The sequence below is a fragment of the Tardiphaga sp. 862_B3_N4_1 genome, from assembly GCF_051811085.1.
GTDB lineage: Bacteria > Pseudomonadota > Alphaproteobacteria > Rhizobiales > Xanthobacteraceae > Tardiphaga > Tardiphaga robiniae.
In genome coordinates this window covers 211,010-231,788 of the sequence record NZ_JBPWQB010000001.1, presented here as the reverse complement: position 1 = coordinate 231,788, position 20,779 = coordinate 211,010, and the positions used below count along the sequence as shown (strand labels likewise).

The following is a 20,779-nucleotide window of genomic DNA, read 5'->3' as shown; positions in this document are numbered from 1 at the left end:
AGTTCTTGGCTTTCTGGATTTGTTTCGCTTCGCTCGCAATGGCGGAGGTGGCAGCTTACTTTCTCCGCAATTTCTGGTGTTAAATCTCCATCGACCGGCAAAAAGCCGGCGTTACACAGGGAGGCGACGATGCTGAGAGCTTGGGTGCTTGGATCTGCGATTTCGCTACTGATGGCTGTGCCTGCGCTGGCGCAGGACTGGACCAAATCGAAATGGGGACCGAACGATGAGATCGGCGCCGCGAACTACATGAAGCCCGATCTGGTGAAGTCGGCCGCGCAGCTGGTGAAGACCGGCAAGACCTATGCACTCGGCATTCCGGTGGGCGCGGACACGCCGGCCTATCCGCCCCGCGGTTTCAAGATCACCGTGGTGCAGCCCGGTCAGGCCGGCAACCCCGGGCTCGGTCCCAATCACGCGACCTACAACGACGACATGCTCAACGGCTGGGTCGGCGTCGGCAGCCAGATGGACGGGCTCGGCCATCTCGGCGTCAATCACGTCTACTATAACGGCAACAAAATTGCAGACTTTGGTGATCCTACTGGCCTTAAGAAGCTCGGCATCGACAAGGTGCCGCCGCTCGTCACCCGTGGCGTGCTGCTGGACATGGCGGCCTACTACAAGACCGACGTGGTCAAGGAAGGCACTGCTTTCAATGTCAAGGAAATCGAGGAGGTCGCCAAGGCGCAGGGCGTTGAGATCAGGCAAGGCGACGTCGTGCTGTTCCACACGGGATGGCTCAGCCTGCTCGGCAAGGACGATAAACGCTACAATGCCGGCGAGCCCGGCCTTGGCGCCGAGGGCGCTAAGTATCTAACCAGCAAGGGTGTCGTCGCGGTCGGCGCCGATACCTGGGGCGTCGAGGTGCTGCCGTTCGAAACCGGCAATGTATTTGAAATCCACCAGATACTTCTGGCGATGAACGGGACTTACATCCTCGAAAACATGGACACATCCGAACTGGCCAAGGACAAAGGCTACGAGTTCCTGTTCGTGCTTGGTCAGCCCCGCTTCAAGGGCGGTGTGCAGAGCATGATCAACCCGGTGGCGATCCGCTAGCCCTGGTAAGAGAGGCGATCCGGTCTATCAGGCGAGACCGGATCGCTGTCGCACCGGAATACCTGACTTTATGCAGGACGAGATCAGCCTATTGCACCGCAAGATTGACTCATGCGCTATTCGTTATAAGATATAATTATTCTAGCCAGGACCTAATCGCGCTCATGAACCAAGCCGTCGCCGCTACCGCTGCCATGCTCCAGATCGAAACCCAAGGCCGCGTGCTGATCGTGGGCCTGAACCGTCCTGCCAAGCGCAACGCGCTGAACGATGGACTGATCCTGGACATCGAGCGTTGCTTCGCGTCGCTGCCCGAGGAAATCGGTGCCGTCGTCGTCCACGGCATCGGCGGGCATTTTTCCGCGGGTCTCGATCTGTCCGAACTCACCGATCGCGACGCGACAGCCGGCTTGATGCATTCGCGGATGTGGCACCGGGTGTTCGATATCATCCAGCATTGCCGCGTGCCGGTGATTGCAGCGCTGCAGGGTGCCGTCATCGGTGGCGGCCTTGAACTGGCTTGCTCCGCGCATATTCGCGTTGCCGATCCCTCGGCCTATTACGCGCTGCCGGAAGGCAGTCGCGGTATCTTCGTCGGTGGTGGCGGCTCGATGCGTCTGCCGCGCCTGATCGGTGTGCACCGGATGGCCGACATGATGCTCACCGGCCGTGTTTACAAGGCGGAGGAAGGCATGGCGCTCGGCTTCGCCCAGTATCTGACGGAAGCCGGCGGCGCCTTGCCCAAGGCCATAGAGCTTGCCGAGCGCGTCGCGCAGAACGCACCGTTGACAAATTTCGCCGTGCTGCAGGCCTTGCCGCTGATCGCCGAAGCCAGTCCGCAGACCGGGCTGATGCTGGAAGCACTGATGGCGTCGGTGGCGCAGAGCGATCAGGAGGCGAAAAATCGCATCAGGGATTTTCTGGAGCGCAAGGCCGGCAAGGTGAAGCCCGGCTGATCCGCGAGAACGACAACCAATAAAAACAAAAAAATCGGGACGAAATACACAGGGCGGGACCCAATGTCTGCAAGTGCCGACAAGATCGATCAGACAAAGCGTGCGACGACGGCGCATCCGCTGCGGCCGATTTCCTATGGCGATCCCGCGGTCAGCATCGATCGGCGCGATGACGGCACCATCTATCTGCGTCCGACCAATGCCATCGGCGACTATCCGGACCGTGTCACCGACTATCTGCATCACTGGGCCAGGGAAGCGCCGGATCGCGTCTTCATGGCCGAGCGCGCCGAAGGCGGCGGCTGGCGCGAAATCACATACGCGCAGATGCTGGATGCGGCGCGCCACATCGCCTCGGCGCTGCTGTCGCGCGAGCTGTCCGCCGACAAGCCCATCGTCATTCTCTCCGGCAATTCGGTCGATCATGCACTGATCGCCTTCGGCGCGCTCTATGCTGGCATTCCCTACGCGCCGGTGTCGCCGGCCTATTCGCTGGTGTCGAAGGATTACGGCAAGCTCGGCTATCTCATGAAGCTGCTGACGCCGGGGCTGGTCTTCGTCGATGACGCCAATGCGTTCACGAACGCCATTCACTTCAATGTACCGGCCAACACCGAAGTCGTCGTTTCCACCGGCGCTCTGCCGGACCGGCGCGTGACCAAACTCTCCGATCTGCTCGTGACGCCGGAGGCCGCCAATCTCGACGCAGCGAACGCAGCCATCGGTCCCGATTCCATCGCGAAGTTTTTGCTGACCTCCGGCTCCACCGGCAATCCGAAGGCTGTGATCAACACCCAGCGCATGATGTGCGCCAACCAGATCATGCTGCGCGATACGCTGGCCTTCCTGAAGGACGAGCCGCCGGTGATCATCGACTGGCTGCCATGGAATCACACCTTTGGCGGTAATCATAATATCGGGCTGACGCTGTTCAATGGCGGTTCGATGTATCTCGACGACGGCAAGCCGACGCCCGCGGGTATCGAACAGACAATTCGTAATCTCCGCGAGATCTCGCCGACGGTCTATTTCAACGTCCCCAAAGGGTATGAATCGTTGTTGCCGTATTTGCGTGAAGACGCTGCGTTGCGCGAAAAATTCTTCGCGCGGCTGCACGCAATGTTCTTTTCCGGCGCGGCGCTGTCGGCCTATGTCTGGGACAGCCTCGATGAGCTGTCGGTGCAGACAACGGGTGTGCGTGTGCCCATGCTCACCGGCCTCGGTGCTACCGAGACATCCCCTTTCTTCATGTGCGTCAACCCGGTGACCAGTCGCTCAGGCCATGTCGGCCTTCCGGTGCCCGGCAATGACGCTAAGCTGGTGCCGAACAATGGCAAGATGGAAGTCCGCGCCAAGGGGCCGAACATCACGCCGGGCTATTGGCGCGAGCCGGAACTGACCGCGAAGGCGTTCGACGACGAAGGCTATTACATCTTCGGCGATGCGCTGAAGGCCGTCGATCCCGATGATCTCTCCGCCGGTTTTGATTTCGACGGCCGCATCTCCGAGGATTTCAAGCTCGGCAGCGGCACCTGGGTCAGCGTCGGCCCGCTGCGCGCGCGCTTCGTCGGCACCTGCGCGCCGCTGGTGCGCGACGTGGTGATTGCGGGCATCAACCGCGACGAACTCGCAGCTCTCGTTATTCTCGATCTCGATGGCTGTCGTGTGATCAATCCCGATCTTCCTGCGGGCGACCTCGCTGCGGCAGCCAATGATCCGATCGTCCGCGACGCGTTCCGTGAGCGCCTCGCACGTTTCATGGCTGGCGCGACGGGGTCCTCCACGCGGATTGCCAAGGCGGTGCTGCTCGACACACCACTGTCCATCGATCGCGGCGAGGTCACGGACAAGGGCTCGGTCAATCAGCGCGCGGTGCTGGAGCATCGCGCCAGGTTGATCGACGATATCTATGGGAATCCGGAAGTCGCGAAAGTGATCGCGATCTAGTTGAAGGCCGCCAATGAACGGCAGAGAAATCGAACAGGGGAGGACATCATGCAATTGAAGAACCAGGCCGCTATCGTCACGGGTGGCGCTTCCGGTCTCGGCGCTGCGACCGCCCGCGGGCTCGCCGCGCAGGGCGCGAAAGTCGCGCTGCTCGATCTCAACATCGCCCTCGCCGAAGCCGTCGCCAAGGAAATCGGCGGTGTTGCCATTTCCTGCGACGTGTCCGACGCCGCCTCCGCCGAAGCCGCGGTCGCCGCCGCCGCCAATGCGCACGGCCCGGCGCGTGTGCTGGTGAACTGCGCTGGCATCGGCGTCGCCAAGCGCGTGATCGGCCGCGATGGTCCGATGGCGCTCGGCGATTTCGACAAGGTCATTCGCGTCAACCTGATTGGCTCGTTCAATATGATCCGCCTGGCAACGGACCCGATGTCCAAGCTGGAGCCGCTGGAGACCGGCGAGCGCGGCGTGGTGATCTCGACAGCCTCGGTGGCGGCCTATGACGGCCAGATCGGCCAGTCCGCCTATTCGGCGTCCAAGGGCGGCATCGTCGGCATGACGCTGCCCATTGCCCGCGAGATGGCCCAGTTCGGCATCCGCGTGCTGACCATCGCGCCGGGCCTGTTCATGACGCCGCTTTTGGCGGGCCTGCCGCAGGAGGCACAGGACAGTCTCGCCGCAGCGATCCCATTCCCACGCCGGCTCGGCCATGCCGACGAATTCGCGTCTCTCGCACTGCACATGATCGACAATCCGTATCTGAACGGCGAGGTGGTCCGGCTCGACGCCTCGCTGCGCATGGCGCCACGTTAAGCCTGCGGCAAAGCATCAGTGCGCCAGCCCTTTACCGGTACGGGCGCACTGACCTAAAGAAGGGGCTGATAAGCCAGCCGAACTTTGATTTAGCTGAAGCCATAAAAAATGACTCTGAGGGAGAGACCCATGACCAAGCATCACTTGGCGATCGCGGCTGTTGCCGCATCGCTGGCACTCGCTGCACCGGCTTTTGCCCAAACCTCCGACATCACTATCGGCATCACCACGTCAACCACGGGCCCCGCGGCGGCGCTGGGCATTCCCGAACGCAACGCGCTGGAATTCGTGCCGAAGGAAATCGGCGGCGTGCCGCTCAAGATCATCGTGCTCGACGATGGCGGCGATCCGACCACCGCGACCACCAATGCCCGCCGTTTCATGACCGAATCCAAGGCCGACATCATCATGGGTTCGGCGGTGACGCCAACCAGCATTGCGGTGTCCAACGTGGCCAACGAAGCTGGCATCCCGCATTTCGCCCTGTCGCCGCTGCCGATCACGCCGGAACGCGCCAAGTGGTCGGTGGCCATGCCCCAGCCCGTGCCAATCGTCGGCAAGGTGATGTACGACCACATGAAGTCCAAGGGCATCAAGACCATCGGCTATATCGGCTATTCCGATAGCTACGGCGATCTGTGGTTCAACGATCTCAAGACCCAGGCGGTGCCGATGGGCATCAACATCGCGGCGGAAGAGCGTTTTGCCCGTCCGGATACGTCGGTCACCGGTCAGGTACTGAAACTGCTTGCTGCCAATCCTGACGCGATCCTGGTCGGCGCCTCCGGCACCGCGGCCGCGCTGCCGCAGACCGAATTGCGCGACAAGGGCTACAAGGGCCTGATCTACCAGACCCACGGCGCCGCCTCGATGGACTTCATCCGTATCGCCGGCAAGGCCGCCGAAGGCGTGCTGATGGCCTCCGGCCCCGTGATGTATCCGGAAGGCCAGGCCGATACGGCCCTGACCAAGAAGCCCGGCATGACGCTCAACACCGCCTATGAGGCCAAATACGGCCCGAACAGCCGCAGCCAGTTCGCCGGCCACTCCTATGACGCCTTCGAGGTGCTGAAGCGAGTGATCCCGACGGCGCTGAAGACCGCCAAGCCTGGCACTCCGGAGTTCCGCGAGGCGATCCGGCAGGCGCTGCTCACCGAGCGTGAGATTGCCGCCACCCAGGGCGTCTACAACTTCACGGAAAAGGATCGGTATGGTCTGGATGAGCGTTCGCGCATCCTGCTGACGGTGAAAGACGGCAAATACGTTCTCGCCCAGTAATGCAGATCTGACGGAGGGCAGTGGCGCGAAGCGTCTTTGCTTCGCCGGCATTTTTCGATAACAAGGCCGGCCCTCGCCAGAGGGTCGGCTTTTTGCTGTGCGCGAGCCTTCGCGCGGCCACAACCAGCGCCACGTCTGCCGGTATCGCTGCCGCTTTCGGCGCTCTCCGCTTCCACACGAGAAAGATAAGACATGTCTAAGCTTCATCTGGCGATCGCGGCTGTTGCCGTCTCGCTGGCGATTGCCACCTCCGCCGAAACCCAGACCGCAGAGATCACCGTCGGCATCAGCATTTCCACCACGGGCCCCGCGGCCGCGCTGGGCGTGCCCGAGCGCAACGCGCTGGAATTCGTGCCCAAGGACATCGGCGGCGTGCCGTTGAAGCTGATTGTGCTCGACGACGGCGGCGATCCGTCCATCGCCACCACCAACGCGCGCCGGTTCGTGTCGGAATCCAAGGCCGACATCATGGTCGGCTCGTCGATCGTACCGTCCTCGGTCGCCATGTCGGCGGTCGCCAACGAAGCCGGTGTGCCGCATTTCAGCCTGTCGCCGATGCCGTTTACGCCAGCGCGTGTGAAGTGGTCGGTGGACATGCCGCAGCCAGTCGAGATCGTCGGCAAGGTCATGTACGACCACATGAAGGTCCACGGCGTGAAGACCATCGGCTATGTCGGCTATTCGGACAGCTATGGCGACCTGTGGTTCAACGACCTCAAGGCGCAGACATCAGCGATGGGTATGTCCATCGTCGATGATGAGCGCTTCGCGCGTCCGGATACGTCGATCACCGGCCAGGCGCTGAAGCTGATTGCAGCTAATCCCGATGCCATCCTGATCGGCGCCGCCGGCACCGGTGCCGGCATGCCGCAGTCCGAACTGCGTGACCGCGGCTACAAGGGCCTGATCTATCAGACCCATGGCGCCGCCTCATCAGACTTCATCCGCATCGCCGGAAAATCTGCCGAAAACGTGCTGATGGCTGCGGGTCCCGTGATGTATCCGGAAGGCCAGCCGGACTCGGCGCTGACCAAGAAGCCCGGCCTTGAACTCAACGCAGCCTATGAAGCCAAATACGGCGCCAACAGCCGCAGCCAGTTCGCCGGTCACGCCTATGACGTGTTCGAAGTGCTGAAGCGCGTCGTGCCCGTGGCGTTGAAGACCGCTAAGCCCGGCACCCCGGAATTCCGCGAGGCCATCCGCCAGGCGCTGATGAGCGAGAAGGAAATCGCCGCGACGCAGGGCGTCTACAACTACACCGAAAAGGACCGCAACGGCGTCGATGATCGCTCGCGGATCCTGCTGACGGTCAAGGACGGGAAGTACGTTCCGGCGAAGTAAACCGGAGCACAGTTCAAACAAAGGCCGGCTGTCGCGAGGCAGCCGGCTTTTGGTGGTGCGTAACGAGCTGTCAGTCCAGCGGACGCCATTTTCGTACGTCTGCATCGGATGGCTGGAATGCTGCACCATCCTTGTAGACCATGTCGGTCATCACGCCCTTGCCGTCCTTGACCCCGGTGTGTCCGACATAGAGGCCGAGCGTCGCCTGATGATCGATGCCGCGGAAGGCGATCGGTCCGGCGGGGCTGTCGAATGTCAGGTCGGCGAATGCCGTGACCAGCTTCTCGGACTCTGTGGACCCGGCTTTCACGATGCCTGCAGCCAGCGCCTTGCCGGTCACATAGCCGACCAGCGACGCCATTCGCGGATAGTCCTTGTACTTGGCCTGGTAGTCTTTCACGAAGATCTCATGTGCGGGCGTTTTGATCAGGTACCAGGGATAACCTGTGACGATCCAGTTCTTGGGAGCGTCGTCTTTCAGTGGATCGAGATATTCAGGTTCGCCGGTCAGCAGGCTGACGACGTCCCGCTTCTCGAACACGCCGCGGGTGTTGCCTTCGCGGACGAACTTGGCGAGATCTGGCCCGAACAGCACGTTGAATATCGCATCAGGCTTGGCATCGTCGAGCGCCTGCGCAACTGCACCGGCTTCGATCTTGCCGAGCGGCGGCGCCAGATCGGCGACGAATTCAACGCCGGGCTGCTGTTGTTTCAGCAGGGTCTTGAAGGTCGCGACGGCAGACTGGCCGTATTCGTAGTTGGGATAGACCATTGCCCAGCGCTTCTTCTTGAGCTTCACCGCGTCGGGAACCAGCGCGGCGGCGTGCGTGTAGGTCGAGGGCCGCAGCCGGTAAGTATAGCGGTTGCCATTTTCCCAGATCAGCTTGTCGGTGAGCGGCGCCGAGGCAAGGAAGAACATCTTGCGCTGCTTGGCGAAGTCGGCAACGGCAAGGCCGACATGGCTGAGGATGGTGCCGGTCAGGATATCAACATTCTCACGCAAGATCAGTTCGTCGGCCGCCCGCACGGCTTCATTGGGATTGGCGCCGTCGTCGCGATAGACCATTTCGAGCCTCTTGCCGATTACGCCGCCCGCAGCATTGGCTTCTGCGATCGCAAGGTCGAGGCCATTGCGATAGGGCTGCGTATTGGCGACCATTGCCTTGTAGCTGTTGAGATCGCCGATCTTGATCGTATCGCCTGCCTGCGCAGCCGTGGATGCTGATCCCAGCAACAGGAGCGTCAGTAACGTTTTTACCCGAAAGGCCATTTCTGTCTCCTTGTGTTGATCTGGAAGAGTGGGGCGGGTATCCGCCGCGCGGCACGGCGTCGATTCAGGCGATGGCGGCTATCGCAACATCCTTGCGCTCGGCTTCGATCATGCGCTCGACCATTTGACGCATGCGGATCGGTGCGCCATCGATGGCGATCCGTAGCGGGCGCCGCGTACGCGGTTCGCGCTCGTTCTGGTGGATCGCTTCGAGGATGTCCTTGTCCTCCTGGAAGGCGATGCGGAATTGGTCCGACAGACGCTTGTTGGCGTCGTCGTCGGCCTTGAAGTTTTTCACGTGTAGCCAGTGGTCGATACAGTTGTTCTCATCGACTGGCGTGATGAAGTGGCATGCGAAGATCTGGATGCAGTCGTCGCGCTTGCCTTCGGGCGCGCCCGTGCCGGTGGCGGCACTGCCGAAGTCGATCACCGCGATGCTTGGCGCGTGATAGTGGTAATAATGCCAGCGATCGACATGGCCGGTGAAGCTGCCGAATTTCTGGAACAGCGGGATGGCCGGTGCATCGATGATCCAGCGCCAGGTGACGAGATAATCGTCGCCGCGCTTCTCGGTTTCGACCGGCACTTCCTCGCCGGCTGAATTACCCAGCGTCGAGAGGTGCACGAAGCTGACATGGGCAGGGTCGCACAGATTGTCGGCGAGATTGAGATAGTTGCAGCTGATGTGCAGTGCATCGCCTTCCACCGCACTCCATTCAGAGTCGGTAAACTGTGGCAGGTCATAGATTGTTGCGGGATCTGCCAGCGTCGCATCGCCCATCCAGATCCAGATCAGGCCCATTTTCTCGAAGACAGGGAAGCTACGCACCTGAGCGTTAGCGGGGATGTTGTGCTGGCCAGGGATACGCACGCAGCGGCCGGTCGTGCCATCAAAGGTGAGGCCATGATAGCCGCACTCCAGCATGGAGCCCCTGATCCGCCCCATCGACAGCGGCGCCAGTCGATGCGGGCAGGCGTCTTCCAATGCGTGGATATTGCCGTCTTCGCCGCGGTACAGCGCGACGAGTTCACCGAGGATACGTCGCTGCACCGGCTTGTCGGTGACGTCGCGCGACCATGTCGCGGGATACCAGGTGTCGCGGACATAGGAGGCTGGCTGCTGCTGGTCTCGTTCGATCATCGCCATTACTCCGGTAAGGGAAGAACGTTGTCCGATTTATTGAAGTAAGCACTTAACGAATATAGATCCGATCTAAATCAGACGTCCAGCTTAAGATTTATTCGAAGCTGCGCAGGCTTGTGGCAGCCGTTGCGGCGGCGCATAGAATGTGCCGATGAGAGCAAGGGAATCGCTTTAAATGGCTGAAAAACGCGCCGTGGCCGCGCGAACCGCCACGCGCGGCGCACCAACGACGACGGCCCGGTCAGTCAGTCAGCTGGACGATGGGATGCCAGGGCGCAAGGCAGCCGTGCCCAAACTCGCGCCACGGGGGCGGCCGAAACTCGTTGATGGCGGGATCATTCGCAAGAATATCCTGGACGCCGCGATCCGGATTTTCGCCGAACGCGGACTCAGTGGGGCGCGCATCGCGTCGATCTCGAAGCTGGCGAAATCCAACGACCGGATGATCTATTACTACTTCGGCAGCAAGGAGAAGCTGTATATCGCGGTGCTGGAAACACTGTACGTCAACATGACGGATGCGGAGCGCGAACTGGCGCTCGATCTGACTGATCCGATGGATGCGCTACGCCGGCTCGCGGTTTTCACCATGCGACACTATATCGAACATCCCGAGATGATCACGGTACTCAACAACGAGAACCTGCATCGCGGCCGGCACGTCTCGAAAGCCAAGAGCCTTAAGCGGCTTTCATCGCCGGCACTGGAAATGGTCGAGAAGATCGTCAGCCGCGGTATCTCCCAGCGTGTGTTCCGCGCCGATGTCGAGCCGCTGCAGCTCTACATCGCGATCATGTCGCTGAATTATTTCTACGTCTCTAATCGCTGGACGCTGACGGCGTTTCTCGGCCGCGACCTGATGGACGCGGGCGAGCTCTCGCGCTGGCAGGACTGGGTCTGGAAGATGCTAGAGCGGTCCGTCGCACGCTAGAAGGCGCGCGCATCCCGACTAGATCGCGCTCTCGCCTTCGTGCTGGAAACCCAGATAGCTCGCTACTACGCGTTGGTTGCTGGCGATGTCGCTGGCGGCGCCATCCAGGATGAACTCGCCGAGCTCCATCACATAAGCGCGGTCAGCGATCTTCAGTGCCGCCTGCGCATTCTGCTCGACCAGCAGCACCGAGACGCCGGCCGCTCTGAGTTCACTGACGATGCGGAAGATGTCGGCAACGATAATCGGGGCGAGGCCGAGGCTTGGTTCGTCGAGCATTAGGAGTTTCGGTGCACCCATCAGCGCACGGCCCATGGCCAGCATCTGCTGTTCGCCGCCCGAGAGTGTGCCAGCGAGCTGCTTGCGGCGTTCCTTGAGGCGCGGGAACAGGGTGTAGACGTGCTCGAAAGATCGCGCGGCAGTGGCCTTGTCGATACGGAAGGCGCCGAGCAGCAGGTTGTCTTCCACATTCATCGTGGCGAACAATTCGCGATGTTCGGGCACGAGGCTGAGGCCGGCAGCGACGCGGTCTTCGATGTCGATCTTGGAGACGTCCTGTCCGGCGAATGTCACGCCGCCTTTCAGCGGCAGGATACCCATCACCGCATTGAGCAGCGTGGTTTTGCCGGCGCCGTTGGCGCCAATGATCGTGACGATCTCGTCGGCGCGAACCTCGAGATTGACCGCACGCACGGCCTCGACCTTGCCATAGGCGACATGCGCATCGGTGACTTGCAGCAATGCGCTCATGCGACCGCTCCCAGATAGGCCTTGATGACGTCGGGATTGGTCTTGATGTCGGCAGGCGTGCCCTCGGCGATCTTGGTGCCGAAATCGAGCACTACGATGCGATTGGCGAGATTCATGACGAAGCCCATATCGTGTTCGACCAACAGCACCGACATGCCGCCGTCGCGGAGCTGGCGCAGCAGCGTCGCGAGCTGTTGCTTTTCCATGTGGCGCAGGCCGGCGGCAGGCTCGTCGAGCAGCAGCAGCATCGGATCGACGCAGAGTGCGCGGGCGATCTCGACGATGCGCTGCTGGCCGAGCGACAAGGATCCTGCGAGCTGGTTCATCTGGTCGCCGAGACCGACACGTTCGATCTGCTTGGCAGCTTCCGCGAGCAGCTTCGCTTCGTCGGCGCGGTCAAGCCTCAGCATGCTGGCGATGGCGCCCGAACGTCCGCGCAGATGCGCACCGAGGGCGACGTTTTCCAGCACGGTCATGTCGGGCACCAGCTTCACATGCTGGAAGGTGCGGGCAATGCCGAGCTTGACGATCTCCTGCGGCGGCGCTCCGGACACACTCTTGCCGAGTACCGTGACCTTGCCGGCGGTCGCGGCCAGTACGCCGGTGATGAGGTTGAAGGTCGTGCTCTTGCCGGCGCCGTTGGGGCCGATCAAAGCGACGATCTCGCGCGCTTGCACATTGAACGACACGTCGTTGACGGCGACGACGCCGCCGAACTGCTTGCGCGCCTTGTCGACCTGCAGCAAGACGCCGGTGTCCGGACGGTGGTCGTTGCGGGCGGGCAGTGCATCGGCTGGCACGGGGCGCTTGCGGCTGTCGCCAGACGGCAGCCACGCGGTCAGCCACGGCCACATGCCGGTGGGTGCGAGCTGCAGCAGCGCCACGAGCAGGATGCCGAACACGATCGTTTCGAGCTGGCCACCGCCGCCGCCGAAGATCAGCGGCAGATAGCTCTGCAGGACTTCCTTGAGGATCACGACCACGGCGGCGCCGAGCACACCGCCCCAGACATAGCCGGCGCCGCCGACCACCGCGATGAACAGATATTCGATACCGAGATGCGGTCCGAACGGCGTCGGATTCGCAGCGCGCTGGAAATGCGCATAGAGCCAGCCGGACAGGCCGGCGAGTACTGCTGCGTAAATGAAGACCAGGAGCTTCGCGCGCGCCGTCTGCACGCCGAATGCTTCGGCTGCGATATGGCCACGACGCAGCGCGCGGATGGCGCGGCCGGTCCGCGAGTCCAGAAGGTTCATGGACAACAGCGCGCAGATGATGACCGCGATCCAGATCGGGAAATAGATCGAGCCGGGATCCAGCATCTTCCACGTGCCGATCGACAGTGGCGGGATGCCCGAAATGCCATCGTTACGGCCGAGGAATTCCAGCTTGCTGAACAGATAGAACAGGCTGATGCCCCAGGCGATGGTGCCGAGCGGGAGATAGTGGCCCGACAGACGCATGGTGATGATGCCGAGCAGCACCGCGGCGAGGCCCGAGACGATCAGTGACATCGGCAGCGTCAGCCACGGCGACATTCCATAGGCGGTGGTGAGATAGGCCGTCGTATAAGCGCCGAAACCGCAGAACGCCGCCTGGCCGAATGAGGTCAGGCCGCCGACGCCGGTGAGCAGCACGAGGCCCATGGCGACGAGCGCGGCGAGGCCGATATTGTCGAGCAGCACGATCCAGAATGGCGGCACGCCCGGCACGAAGGGGATCGCAGCCATCACCAGCGCGAAAACGAGAATGGGAAGGAGACGCTGTTCCATGGCGCTTAATCCTTCTCTTCTTCGACTTCAGGTGCGGCGAGCGAGCGCAGCACCAGAACCGGAAGGATCAGCGTGAAGACGATGACCTCTTTGTAGTTGCTCGCATAGAAGGACGAGAATGCCTCGACGCAGCCGACCAGGATCGCGGCCGCGGCGGTGAGCGGATAGCTGACGAGGCCGCCGATGATCGCGGCGACGAAGCCCTTCAGGCCGATCAGGAAGCCGGTGTCGTAATAGAGCGTGGTGATCGGGACGATCAGGATGCCCGAGATGGCGCCGATGACCGAGGCCAGCAGGAATGCGATCTGACCCGACAGTGAGGTGCGGATGCCGGCGAGGCGAGCACCGAGGCGGTTTACCGCCGTGGCGCGCAGCGCTTTGCCATAAAGCGTGTAGCCGAAGAACAGCCACAACCCGACGATCAGCGCGATGGTGATGCCATAGACGGCGATGCTCTGGCCGGTGAAGCGCAGTGCGCCGATGGTGATAGCGTCGGAGGAGATCGCTGGGCCGCGCTGGCCTTCGGCGCCGAAGAAGACGAGGCCGAAGCCCTGCAGCGCCAGGTGGCAGCCCACCGACGCAATCAGTAGCACCAGAACCGATGTGTGGGCGATCGGCTGGAACGCGATGCGATAGAGATAAAGGCCGATGGCGGCAACGATCAGCAGCGACAGGGCGATGTTGAGGGCGATATTCCCCGGCCGTCCACCCAGCGCCCACATCACGCCCCAGATCGCCAGCGGGAACACGATGTTGACCGCAATCGAGCGCAGTACGCGCCTGGCATGGAGCGCCTTGCGGAAGGTGAAGAGATCGAAGGCAAAGGCCACGACGCCCATGGCGACGGCGAGCTTGATGGTGCCCGGCATCTGGCCGGCCGAGAGGCTGGCATAGGTCAGCGCACCAAAAGTGATGAATTCGCCCTGGGGGATCAGGATGATGCGTGTAACCGCAAAGACCAGCACCAGGGCCAGCCCGAGCAGCGCGTAGATCGCGCCATTGGTGATGCCGTCCTGCAAAAGGAACAGCAAAATCGTCGTATTCAAAGCCGCGCGCTCCCCCACACTGTCTGGCGCGCCGGATACCACAGGCGCGGGACGATCAACAATGGCGGTTGAAACCCGCCGTCTATTTGATATACTTTATAACGATTATTGAACATAATCTCAAGGCCTGTCGCACGTCGACCGGGTGTTTCATTCAAGCCGCCGGGTATCGCGGAAAGCGAGCGATGACTGTTTCAAAGATGACGTCTCAGGATCAAGCCAAGCAGGTCGCGCCCGTCGGGTTCGACGAGGAGGGCGGTGCGCTGCAGCTCGGCGAACTGTCCGAACTGCTAGGCTATTCGCTGAAACGTGCGCAGTTGAAGGTGTTTGAAGACTTCCTGCGCTGCATGGCGCCGTTGCAGCTGACGCCGGCGCAATTCTCAGTGCTGCTGCTGCTGGACAAGAACCCGGGCCGCAACCAGACCGAAATCGCCAATACGCTCGGCATTCTCCGTCCGAATTTCGTTTCGCTGCTCGACGCTCTGGAGAGTCGCGACTTGCTGACGCGGATGCGCTCGCCGAGCGATCGCCGCTCCCATGTGCTGATGCTCACCGACAAGGGGCGTGCCACGCTGGCCCGCGCCAAGAAGCTGGTGGCGACGCGGCATGAAGCGCGGCTGATCGAGGTGCTGGGGCCGGCCGAGCACAAGGCGCTGCTCGGGATGATGGCGAAGATTGCTAGGGACTTTTAGCCAAACACCCGTCATTCCGGGGCGGGACCGGCGCCGCAGGCGACGGGACCGAGCCCGGAACCTCGACATGTGACACTCATATCGGGATTCCGGGTTCGCGACCGCCAAGTGGCGCTCGCGGCCCGGAATGACGAGATAGTCTCAATCCACTAAAATTACCCTGACATCATTCACATTGGTCAGCGTCGGCCCGGTCTGCAGCAGATCGCCTGTCGCGGTGAAGAACGTCGTCGCATCGTTATTTGCCAGCGCCGCCTTCGCGTCCAGCTTCTGCGCACGCATGGCCTCGAACGTACGTGCATCGATGACCGCGCCGGCGGGATCGCTGGCGCTGCCGGCGCCGCCATCGGCGCCGTCGGTGTCACCGGCGAGCGCGACGATGCCGGTGGTATCCTTGAAAGCATCGACCAGCGCCAGCGCGTATTCCTGGTTCGGGCCGCCGCGGCCGTTGCCCGTGACGGTCACAGTGAGTTCGCCGCCGGAGAGGATCGCGAGCTTCTTGCCGTCGGCCTTGGCCTTAAGCGCCAGCTTCGCATGCTCGGCGGCAACCTCGCGCGCTTCGCCTTCGAGATCGGCGCCGAGATCGACAATCTCATAGCCGGCATCACTGGCCACCTTGATTGCGGCATCGAGTGACTCGCGCGGTCGTGCGATCAGCTCGAACCGTGCGCGCGCGAATGCCGCGTCATCCGGCTTCACGCTTTCATTGGCCTCATCGCTGAGCGCCGCCCGTACGGCGTCATCGATGGCGAGATTGAATTTCGCGATGATGGCACGGGCATCGGCCAGCGTTGTTGTATCCGGCACCGTCGGTCCCGATGCGATCACGGCGGGATCGTCATGCGGCACGTCGGAAATCGCCAGCGATACGATCTCGGCCTTCTGCCCAGCGCGGGCAAGGCGGCCGCCCTTGATACGCGACAGATGTTTGCGCACGGTGTTGATCTCGCCGATCACCGCACCGGAGCGAAGTAGCGCGCGGTTGAGCTGCTGCTTCTGCTGGAAGGTGATGCCCGCCACTGGCGCGGTCCAGTTGGCGGAGCCGCCGCCGGAAATCAGCACCAGCAGCAGGTCGTCGGCAGTGGCTTCCGCCGCGAGCTTGAGGCTGTCATCGGCACCCTTGAGGCCTGCTTCATCGGGCACGGGATGGCCGGCCTCGACCACACGAATGCGCCGTGTCGGCACCCCATGGCCATGGCGCGTGGTGGCGATGCCGGTGAGGCGCGCGGGATCGAGCTTCAGCGTGTCGAGATAATGCGCCTCTGCGGCAGCGGCCATGGCCGCGGCGCCCTTGCCGGCGGCGAGGCAGATGATGCGGCCTTTCGGCGGCGCCGGCAGGTGGGCGCTGAGGATGACATCGGGATGGGCCGCAGCAACTGCGGCATCGAAAATTGCGCGGAGCAGGGGGCGTTTGTCGGTCATGCTCGGGGTTATGCCGCTCTACGGCAGGGACGGCAAGCGCTTCCCCTCGCCCCCGGACGCGGCGCAGTCGCGACTGGTGGGAGAGGGTGGATCGAACCGCGGAGCGGTTCGAGACGGGAGAGGGGGGCTTCGCTTAAGAAGCAAGGAGCCCTCTCCCGCCTTCGCTTCGCTCAGGCACCCTCTCCCGCGGCGCGCAGCTTCGCTGCGCTGGGGGAGAGGGGAAGTAAGAGCTAACCGCCCTTGCCGCTTTCGCCGAGTTCACCGGTCAGCACGTCGCCGAACAGTTTCCAGTTCTCACCCTCGAACCGCATCAGCTGCATCTGCTCAATGGGCGAGAAGTCTGTGGGCGAGGTGTTGACCTTGACGCCCGGCAGCAGCGTCGACTGCTGGACGTCTTTCAGGTTCGCCGCCTGCTTCATCACATTGGCGCGGGTGAGGTCGTCACCGCACTGCTTGAGCAGGACCGCCATAGTCTCGGCGATATTGTAGCCGGACATCAGCGACGAATCCGACGGGTTGCCGTCCGGCACGTATTTGGCGAGAAATTCGCGATAGGCCTTGATGCCCGGATCGTCCTTCCACTGCGGGTCGGTGGCGTCCTTGGAGTAGTGCGCGGAGAGCAAGCCCTGCGCGTTCTCGAAGCCTGCGGGACGCAGCACCTGGCCGATCGATACGCTGACGCCCGGAACGATCATGGTCGGCTTCCAGCCCAGTTCAGCGATCTTCTTGATGGTCTGTGCGGCAAACTTCGGCGTCGCGAAGATGATGACAACGTCGGGATTGAGCGACTTCATCTTGACGATGTGGGAATCCACGGTCGGCTCGGTCAGCTCATAGCTCTCCTCGATGACGATGGAGGAAGCCTTGTCGCCGAGGCCGTCCTTGACGCCCTTGAGATAATCCTTACCGAAGTCGTCATTCTGAAAGAGCACGCCGATCTTCGCGCCGGCCTTTTCCTTCAAGAGGTACTTGGCATAGATGCGGCCTTCGCTCTGGTAGCTGGGCAGCCAGCCCATGGTCCAGGGGAAGTTCTTCGGATCGGCCCATTTGGTGGCGCCAGTGGCCAGGAACAGTTGCGGCACCTTCTTGGCGTTGAGATATTTCTGGATCGCCGTATTGGACGGCGTGCCGAGCGCCGAGAACATCAAGAGCACTTCGTCGGACTCGACGAGCTTGCGGGTCTGCTCGACAGCCTTCGGTGGCGAATAGGCGTCATCGTAGGAGATGTAGTTGATCATGCGGCCGTTGATGCCGCCCTTGTCGTTGATCATCTTGAAATAGCCGGCCTGTGCCTTGCCGACGGCGCCATAGGCCGAGGCCGGTCCGCTATAGGGCACGATGTTGCCGAGCTTGATTTCGGTGTCGCTGGCGCCAGTGTCGTATTTCTTTTGGGCGAGGACGTGGGTCGAGGAAATGGCGAGCAACATGATCGCGGCCGAGAGCGACAACAGCCGCGCGGACGTGGCAGACATTTGAGTTCCTTCCCTTGCTTGCAAGGCGAGATTTTCTTGTTCTGCAGGCTCTTTTGCGCCTGCGAGATAAGTCATACCGCGATTGCACAATGGCTCAAATGGAAAGCGACCAAAAACGCAACAAGGCCCGCGCTGTTTTTGACGCGGGCCTTAGTATTTTCCGTTATGTGGAATGAAGGCGATCAGCCACCCACGTCAGCGCTAATGACCTCGCCGAACAGCTCCCATTTATCGCCCTTGAAGCGCATCAGCTGAAGCTGGCTGATCGGCGCAAAGTCGGTCGCAGATGTGTTGATCTTGATGCCGGGCAGCAGCACCTCCGTTCGGAAGTCCTTCAGGCTGGCCGCCTGCTTCATGACGTTTTCGCGGGTGAGGTTGTCACCGCACTTCTTGAGAACCTCAACCAGCGTCTGGGCGACCCCATAACCGGTAACGATCAATCCATCGAGCTTGTTGCCTTCCGGAAAATCCTTGTCGAGGAAGGCGAGAAATTCCTTCATGCCGGGGTCGTTGTTCCACTGGGTATCCGCGACGTCCTTCAGATACGCTGCGGAAATAATGTCCTGCGAGTTTTCGAAGCCGGCCGGCTTCATCACGCTGCCGATCGAGTTGGACACGTTGTTGAGGAAGTGCATCGGTTTCCAGCCGATCTCGGCCGCCTTCTTGATAGCCTGCGCCGCAAATTTCGGCGTCGTGATGTTGACGAATACGTCGGCGTTCAACGACTTCAGCTTGACGATGTGATTGTCGATGGTCGGCTCGGAGGTCTCGTAGCTCTCCTCCACTACGATCATCGAGGCGGCCTTTGCGCCAAGGCCGTCCTTCAGACCTTTGAGATAGTCCTTGCCGTAGTCATCGTTCTGGTAAAGGACGGCAATCTTCGCGCCGGGCTTTTCCTTCAAAAGATATTTTGCATAGATTTGCGTCTCGCTCTGGTAGTTGGGCTGCCAGCCCATGGTCCAGGGGAAGTCCTTCGGGTCGTTCCACTTGGTGGCGCCGGTGGCCACGAACAGTTGCGGCACCTTCTTACTGTTCATGTATTTCTGGATCGCCGAGTTCGGCGGTGTGCCGAGCGAGTTGAACACCAGCAGAACTTCGTCCGATTCCACCAGCTTGCGCGCCTGCTCGACGGTCTTTGGCGGCGAATAGGCATCGTCATAACTGATGAAGTTGATCTTGCGACCGTTGATGCCGCCAGCGGCATTGATCTTCTTGAAGTAGGCTTCCTCGGTTTTTCCGATCACGCCATAGGCGGAGGCGGGTCCGCTGTAGGGCATGATGTTGCCGATCTTGATTTCGGTATCGGAGGCGCCGGTGTCGTATTTTTTCTGGGCGAGCGCCCCGGTGGCGGATGCGGCGAGCAAAGCCAAGCCAGCCAAATAGGCGGCTGAAAACGTGGCCAAACGCAAGTGCATTGCAGGCATTTCGGATCTCCCTGATCAATTGTGATGTGTCATGTTTCTTGACGTGGAGCTCTGCGGCTCCTGACGACATTCAACACCCGCGCGGGATCGCCAGCAAGAAAAAGCCCCCGCGACGTGGTCGCGAGAGCGGTATAATTCGTGTTCGCTGATGCAGCAGAGCTGCTGCCGCAGCCGAGCTATTGCGTGACGGCGTCGGCGCTGAAGATCTCGCCGAAGCGCTCCCACTTGTCGCCCTTGAAACGCTGCATCTGCAATTGCGAGATCGGCGCGAAATCGGTGGGCGAGGTATTGATGGTGATGCCCGGCAGCAGCGTGTCGGGGGTAAAGTCCTTCAGGCTGGCGGTCTGCTTCATGACATTCGCCCGGGTCAGGTCGTCGCCGCACATCTGCAGCACCTTGACCAGCGTCTGCGCAGCACCATAGCCATAGACCGTGCTCGAATCCGCCTTGTTGGCGTCCGGCATGTATTTGTCGAGGAACGCGTTCCACTTCTTCATGCCGGGATCGTCCTTCCACTGGGAGTCGGTGCCGTCCTTGGTGTAGGAGGCCGACAGCACGCCTTGCGCATTGTCGAAGCCGGCAGGCTGCATCACCGCTCCCACGGAGACGCTGACATTGGCGAGAATCTGCAACGGCTTCCAGCCAAGCTCGGCGGTCTTCTTGATAGTCTGTGCCGCGAATTTTGGCGTGGTGAAGATCATCAGCACGTCGGGGTTCGCAGCTTTCAGCTTCACCACATGGGTGTCAATGGTCGGTTCGGCGATCTCGTAACTGTCCTCGATAGTGATCATCGATGCTGCCTTGTCGCCGAGGCCGTCCTTGAAGCCCTTCAGATAGTCCTTGCCGAAATCGTCGTTCTGGTAAAGTACGCCGATTTTCGCGTTCGGCTTCTCCTTCAGAAGATACTTCGCATAGATCTGTGCTTCGCTCTGATAGGAGGGCTGCCAGCCGATCGTCCACGGGAAGTTCTTCGGATCGTTCCACTTGGTGGCGCCGGTGGCAACGAAAAGCTGCGGCACTTTCTTGCCGTTCAGATATTTCTGGATCGCGGTGTTCGAGGGCGTACCCAGTGGATTGAACACCACCAGCACCTCGTCGGATTCGACCAGCCTTCGCACCTGCTCCACGGCTTTCGGCGGCGAGTAGGCGTCGTCGTAACTGATGAAATTGATCTTGCGTCCGTTGATGCCGCCCTGTGCGTTGATCATATTGAAATAGGCGGTCTCGGTTTTGCCGATCGTTCCATAGGCAGATGCGGGGCCGCTGTAAGGAATGATGTTGCCGATCTTGATTTCAGTATCGGTGGCGCCGGTGTCGTATTTCTTCTGCGCGAGCGCGCTGGATACACTGGCGGCCAGAAGCGCCATAGCAGCAGGCAGTGCTGCAAGGCGCATGGATCGTGCGAGCATCATGGATCTCCTTGATCATTTCTTCCCAGGTCTTTGTTGGAGTTCTGCGACTC

General features: G+C 61.5%; 17 protein-coding genes. 8 read left to right on the top strand and 9 right to left on the bottom strand.

The features are described 5' to 3' along the window. Positions 1-129: 129 nt before the first annotated feature. The 6 genes from AB8B02_RS01060 (at position 130) to AB8B02_RS01035 (ending at position 7,394) form a co-directional block, all read left to right on the top strand. Positions 130-1,062 (top strand): cyclase family protein, encoded by a 933-nt coding sequence (locus AB8B02_RS01060; RefSeq protein WP_231079693.1) that lies wholly within the window; start codon positions 130-132, stop codon positions 1,060-1,062. A 164-nt stretch (positions 1,063-1,226) separates the two neighbouring features. Then, on the top strand, positions 1,227-2,018 hold the full coding sequence (locus AB8B02_RS01055; protein WP_439062878.1) for a crotonase/enoyl-CoA hydratase family protein: 792 nt from the start codon (positions 1,227-1,229) through the stop codon (positions 2,016-2,018). A 63-nt stretch (positions 2,019-2,081) separates the two neighbouring features. Continuing rightward, positions 2,082-3,965, top strand: a complete 1,884-nt coding sequence (locus AB8B02_RS01050) for a feruloyl-CoA synthase (protein WP_439062877.1) — start codon at positions 2,082-2,084, stop codon at positions 3,963-3,965. A gap of 48 nt (positions 3,966-4,013) precedes the next feature. Then, positions 4,014-4,775, top strand: a complete 762-nt coding sequence (locus AB8B02_RS01045) for an SDR family NAD(P)-dependent oxidoreductase (RefSeq protein ID WP_439062876.1) — start codon at positions 4,014-4,016, stop codon at positions 4,773-4,775. A 129-nt stretch (positions 4,776-4,904) separates the two neighbouring features. Next, positions 4,905-6,053, top strand: a complete 1,149-nt coding sequence (locus AB8B02_RS01040; RefSeq protein WP_093756840.1) for an ABC transporter substrate-binding protein — start codon at positions 4,905-4,907, stop codon at positions 6,051-6,053. A gap of 192 nt (positions 6,054-6,245) precedes the next feature. Then, positions 6,246-7,394, top strand: coding sequence for an ABC transporter substrate-binding protein (locus AB8B02_RS01035; RefSeq protein WP_439062875.1), 1,149 nt, complete (start codon positions 6,246-6,248; stop codon positions 7,392-7,394). 70 nt (positions 7,395-7,464) lie between these two features. Here AB8B02_RS01035 and AB8B02_RS01030 read toward each other — a convergent pair whose 3' ends face one another. Beyond that, entirely contained in the window at positions 7,465-8,664 is a 1,200-nt protein-coding gene (locus tag AB8B02_RS01030; protein WP_439062874.1) for an ABC transporter substrate-binding protein, read from the bottom strand. 64 nt (positions 8,665-8,728) lie between these two features. After that, on the bottom strand, positions 8,729-9,805 hold the full coding sequence (locus tag AB8B02_RS01025) for an aromatic ring-hydroxylating dioxygenase subunit alpha (RefSeq protein WP_439062873.1): 1,077 nt from the start codon (positions 9,803-9,805) through the stop codon (positions 8,729-8,731). Between the two features lie 178 nt (positions 9,806-9,983). Between AB8B02_RS01025 and AB8B02_RS01020 the strand changes: the two genes are divergently transcribed. Further along, a complete protein-coding gene (locus AB8B02_RS01020) occupies positions 9,984-10,739 on the top strand; it encodes a TetR/AcrR family transcriptional regulator (protein WP_439062872.1) in 756 nt (251 codons plus the stop codon). Between the two features lie 18 nt (positions 10,740-10,757). On the opposite strand, the gene AB8B02_RS01015 is transcribed toward AB8B02_RS01020, so the two are convergent. Genes AB8B02_RS01015 through AB8B02_RS01005 form a run of 3 tightly spaced genes read right to left on the bottom strand, consistent with a single transcriptional unit; the run spans position 10,758 to position 14,307 of the window. Then, positions 10,758-11,489, bottom strand: a complete 732-nt coding sequence (locus AB8B02_RS01015; protein ID WP_439062871.1) for an ABC transporter ATP-binding protein — start codon at positions 11,487-11,489, stop codon at positions 10,758-10,760. Then, entirely contained in the window at positions 11,486-13,261 is a 1,776-nt protein-coding gene (locus tag AB8B02_RS01010; RefSeq protein ID WP_439062870.1) for a branched-chain amino acid ABC transporter ATP-binding protein/permease, read from the bottom strand. Before AB8B02_RS01010 ends, AB8B02_RS01015 begins: the two co-directional genes overlap by 4 nt. 5 nt (positions 13,262-13,266) lie before the next feature. Next, positions 13,267-14,307: a branched-chain amino acid ABC transporter permease gene (locus AB8B02_RS01005; protein WP_175368285.1), complete on the bottom strand. Its 1,041-nt coding sequence runs from the start codon at positions 14,305-14,307 to the stop codon at positions 13,267-13,269. Between the two features lie 185 nt (positions 14,308-14,492). Between AB8B02_RS01005 and AB8B02_RS01000 the strand changes: the two genes are divergently transcribed. Then, entirely contained in the window at positions 14,493-14,999 is a 507-nt protein-coding gene (locus AB8B02_RS01000) for a MarR family winged helix-turn-helix transcriptional regulator (protein WP_120291784.1), read from the top strand. 141 nt (positions 15,000-15,140) lie between these two features. Here the strand turns inward: AB8B02_RS01000 and AB8B02_RS00995 are convergent, their stop codons facing one another. From AB8B02_RS00995 to AB8B02_RS00980, 4 genes are all read right to left on the bottom strand, one after another. Then, the gene (locus tag AB8B02_RS00995; protein ID WP_439062869.1) at positions 15,141-16,421 is read right to left on the bottom strand and encodes a glycerate kinase type-2 family protein; all 1,281 of its coding nucleotides are present in this window, start codon (positions 16,419-16,421) and stop codon (positions 15,141-15,143) included. Between the two features lie 230 nt (positions 16,422-16,651). Continuing rightward, positions 16,652-17,893: an ABC transporter substrate-binding protein gene (locus AB8B02_RS00990; protein WP_439062868.1), complete on the bottom strand. Its 1,242-nt coding sequence runs from the start codon at positions 17,891-17,893 to the stop codon at positions 16,652-16,654. A gap of 182 nt (positions 17,894-18,075) precedes the next feature. Beyond that, a complete protein-coding gene (locus AB8B02_RS00985; protein WP_439062867.1) occupies positions 18,076-19,317 on the bottom strand; it encodes an ABC transporter substrate-binding protein in 1,242 nt (413 codons plus the stop codon). A 176-nt stretch (positions 19,318-19,493) separates the two neighbouring features. Next, a complete protein-coding gene (locus tag AB8B02_RS00980; RefSeq protein ID WP_184511518.1) occupies positions 19,494-20,729 on the bottom strand; it encodes an ABC transporter substrate-binding protein in 1,236 nt (411 codons plus the stop codon). Positions 20,730-20,779: the final 50 nt, after the last annotated feature.

Coding starts and splice junctions, on each gene's coding strand:
- AB8B02_RS01015 (WP_439062871.1), bottom strand. CDS start 11,489: ATGAGCGCATTGCTGCAAGTCACCGATGCGCATGTCGCCTATGGCAAG.
- AB8B02_RS01000 (WP_120291784.1), top strand. CDS start 14,493: ATGACTGTTTCAAAGATGACGTCTCAGGATCAAGCCAAGCAGGTCGCG.
- AB8B02_RS00990 (WP_439062868.1), bottom strand. CDS start 17,893: ATGTCTGCCACGTCCGCGCGGCTGTTGTCGCTCTCGGCCGCGATCATG.
- AB8B02_RS00980 (WP_184511518.1), bottom strand. CDS start 20,729: ATGATGCTCGCACGATCCATGCGCCTTGCAGCACTGCCTGCTGCTATG.
- AB8B02_RS00985 (WP_439062867.1), bottom strand. CDS start 19,317: ATGCCTGCAATGCACTTGCGTTTGGCCACGTTTTCAGCCGCCTATTTG.
- AB8B02_RS01060 (WP_231079693.1), top strand. CDS start 130: ATGCTGAGAGCTTGGGTGCTTGGATCTGCGATTTCGCTACTGATGGCT.
- AB8B02_RS01045 (WP_439062876.1), top strand. CDS start 4,014: ATGCAATTGAAGAACCAGGCCGCTATCGTCACGGGTGGCGCTTCCGGT.
- AB8B02_RS01025 (WP_439062873.1), bottom strand. CDS start 9,805: ATGATCGAACGAGACCAGCAGCAGCCAGCCTCCTATGTCCGCGACACC.
- AB8B02_RS01050 (WP_439062877.1), top strand. CDS start 2,082: ATGTCTGCAAGTGCCGACAAGATCGATCAGACAAAGCGTGCGACGACG.
- AB8B02_RS00995 (WP_439062869.1), bottom strand. CDS start 16,421: ATGACCGACAAACGCCCCCTGCTCCGCGCAATTTTCGATGCCGCAGTT.
- AB8B02_RS01035 (WP_439062875.1), top strand. CDS start 6,246: ATGTCTAAGCTTCATCTGGCGATCGCGGCTGTTGCCGTCTCGCTGGCG.
- AB8B02_RS01040 (WP_093756840.1), top strand. CDS start 4,905: ATGACCAAGCATCACTTGGCGATCGCGGCTGTTGCCGCATCGCTGGCA.
- AB8B02_RS01010 (WP_439062870.1), bottom strand. CDS start 13,261: ATGGAACAGCGTCTCCTTCCCATTCTCGTTTTCGCGCTGGTGATGGCT.
- AB8B02_RS01030 (WP_439062874.1), bottom strand. CDS start 8,664: ATGGCCTTTCGGGTAAAAACGTTACTGACGCTCCTGTTGCTGGGATCA.
- AB8B02_RS01055 (WP_439062878.1), top strand. CDS start 1,227: ATGAACCAAGCCGTCGCCGCTACCGCTGCCATGCTCCAGATCGAAACC.
- AB8B02_RS01020 (WP_439062872.1), top strand. CDS start 9,984: ATGGCTGAAAAACGCGCCGTGGCCGCGCGAACCGCCACGCGCGGCGCA.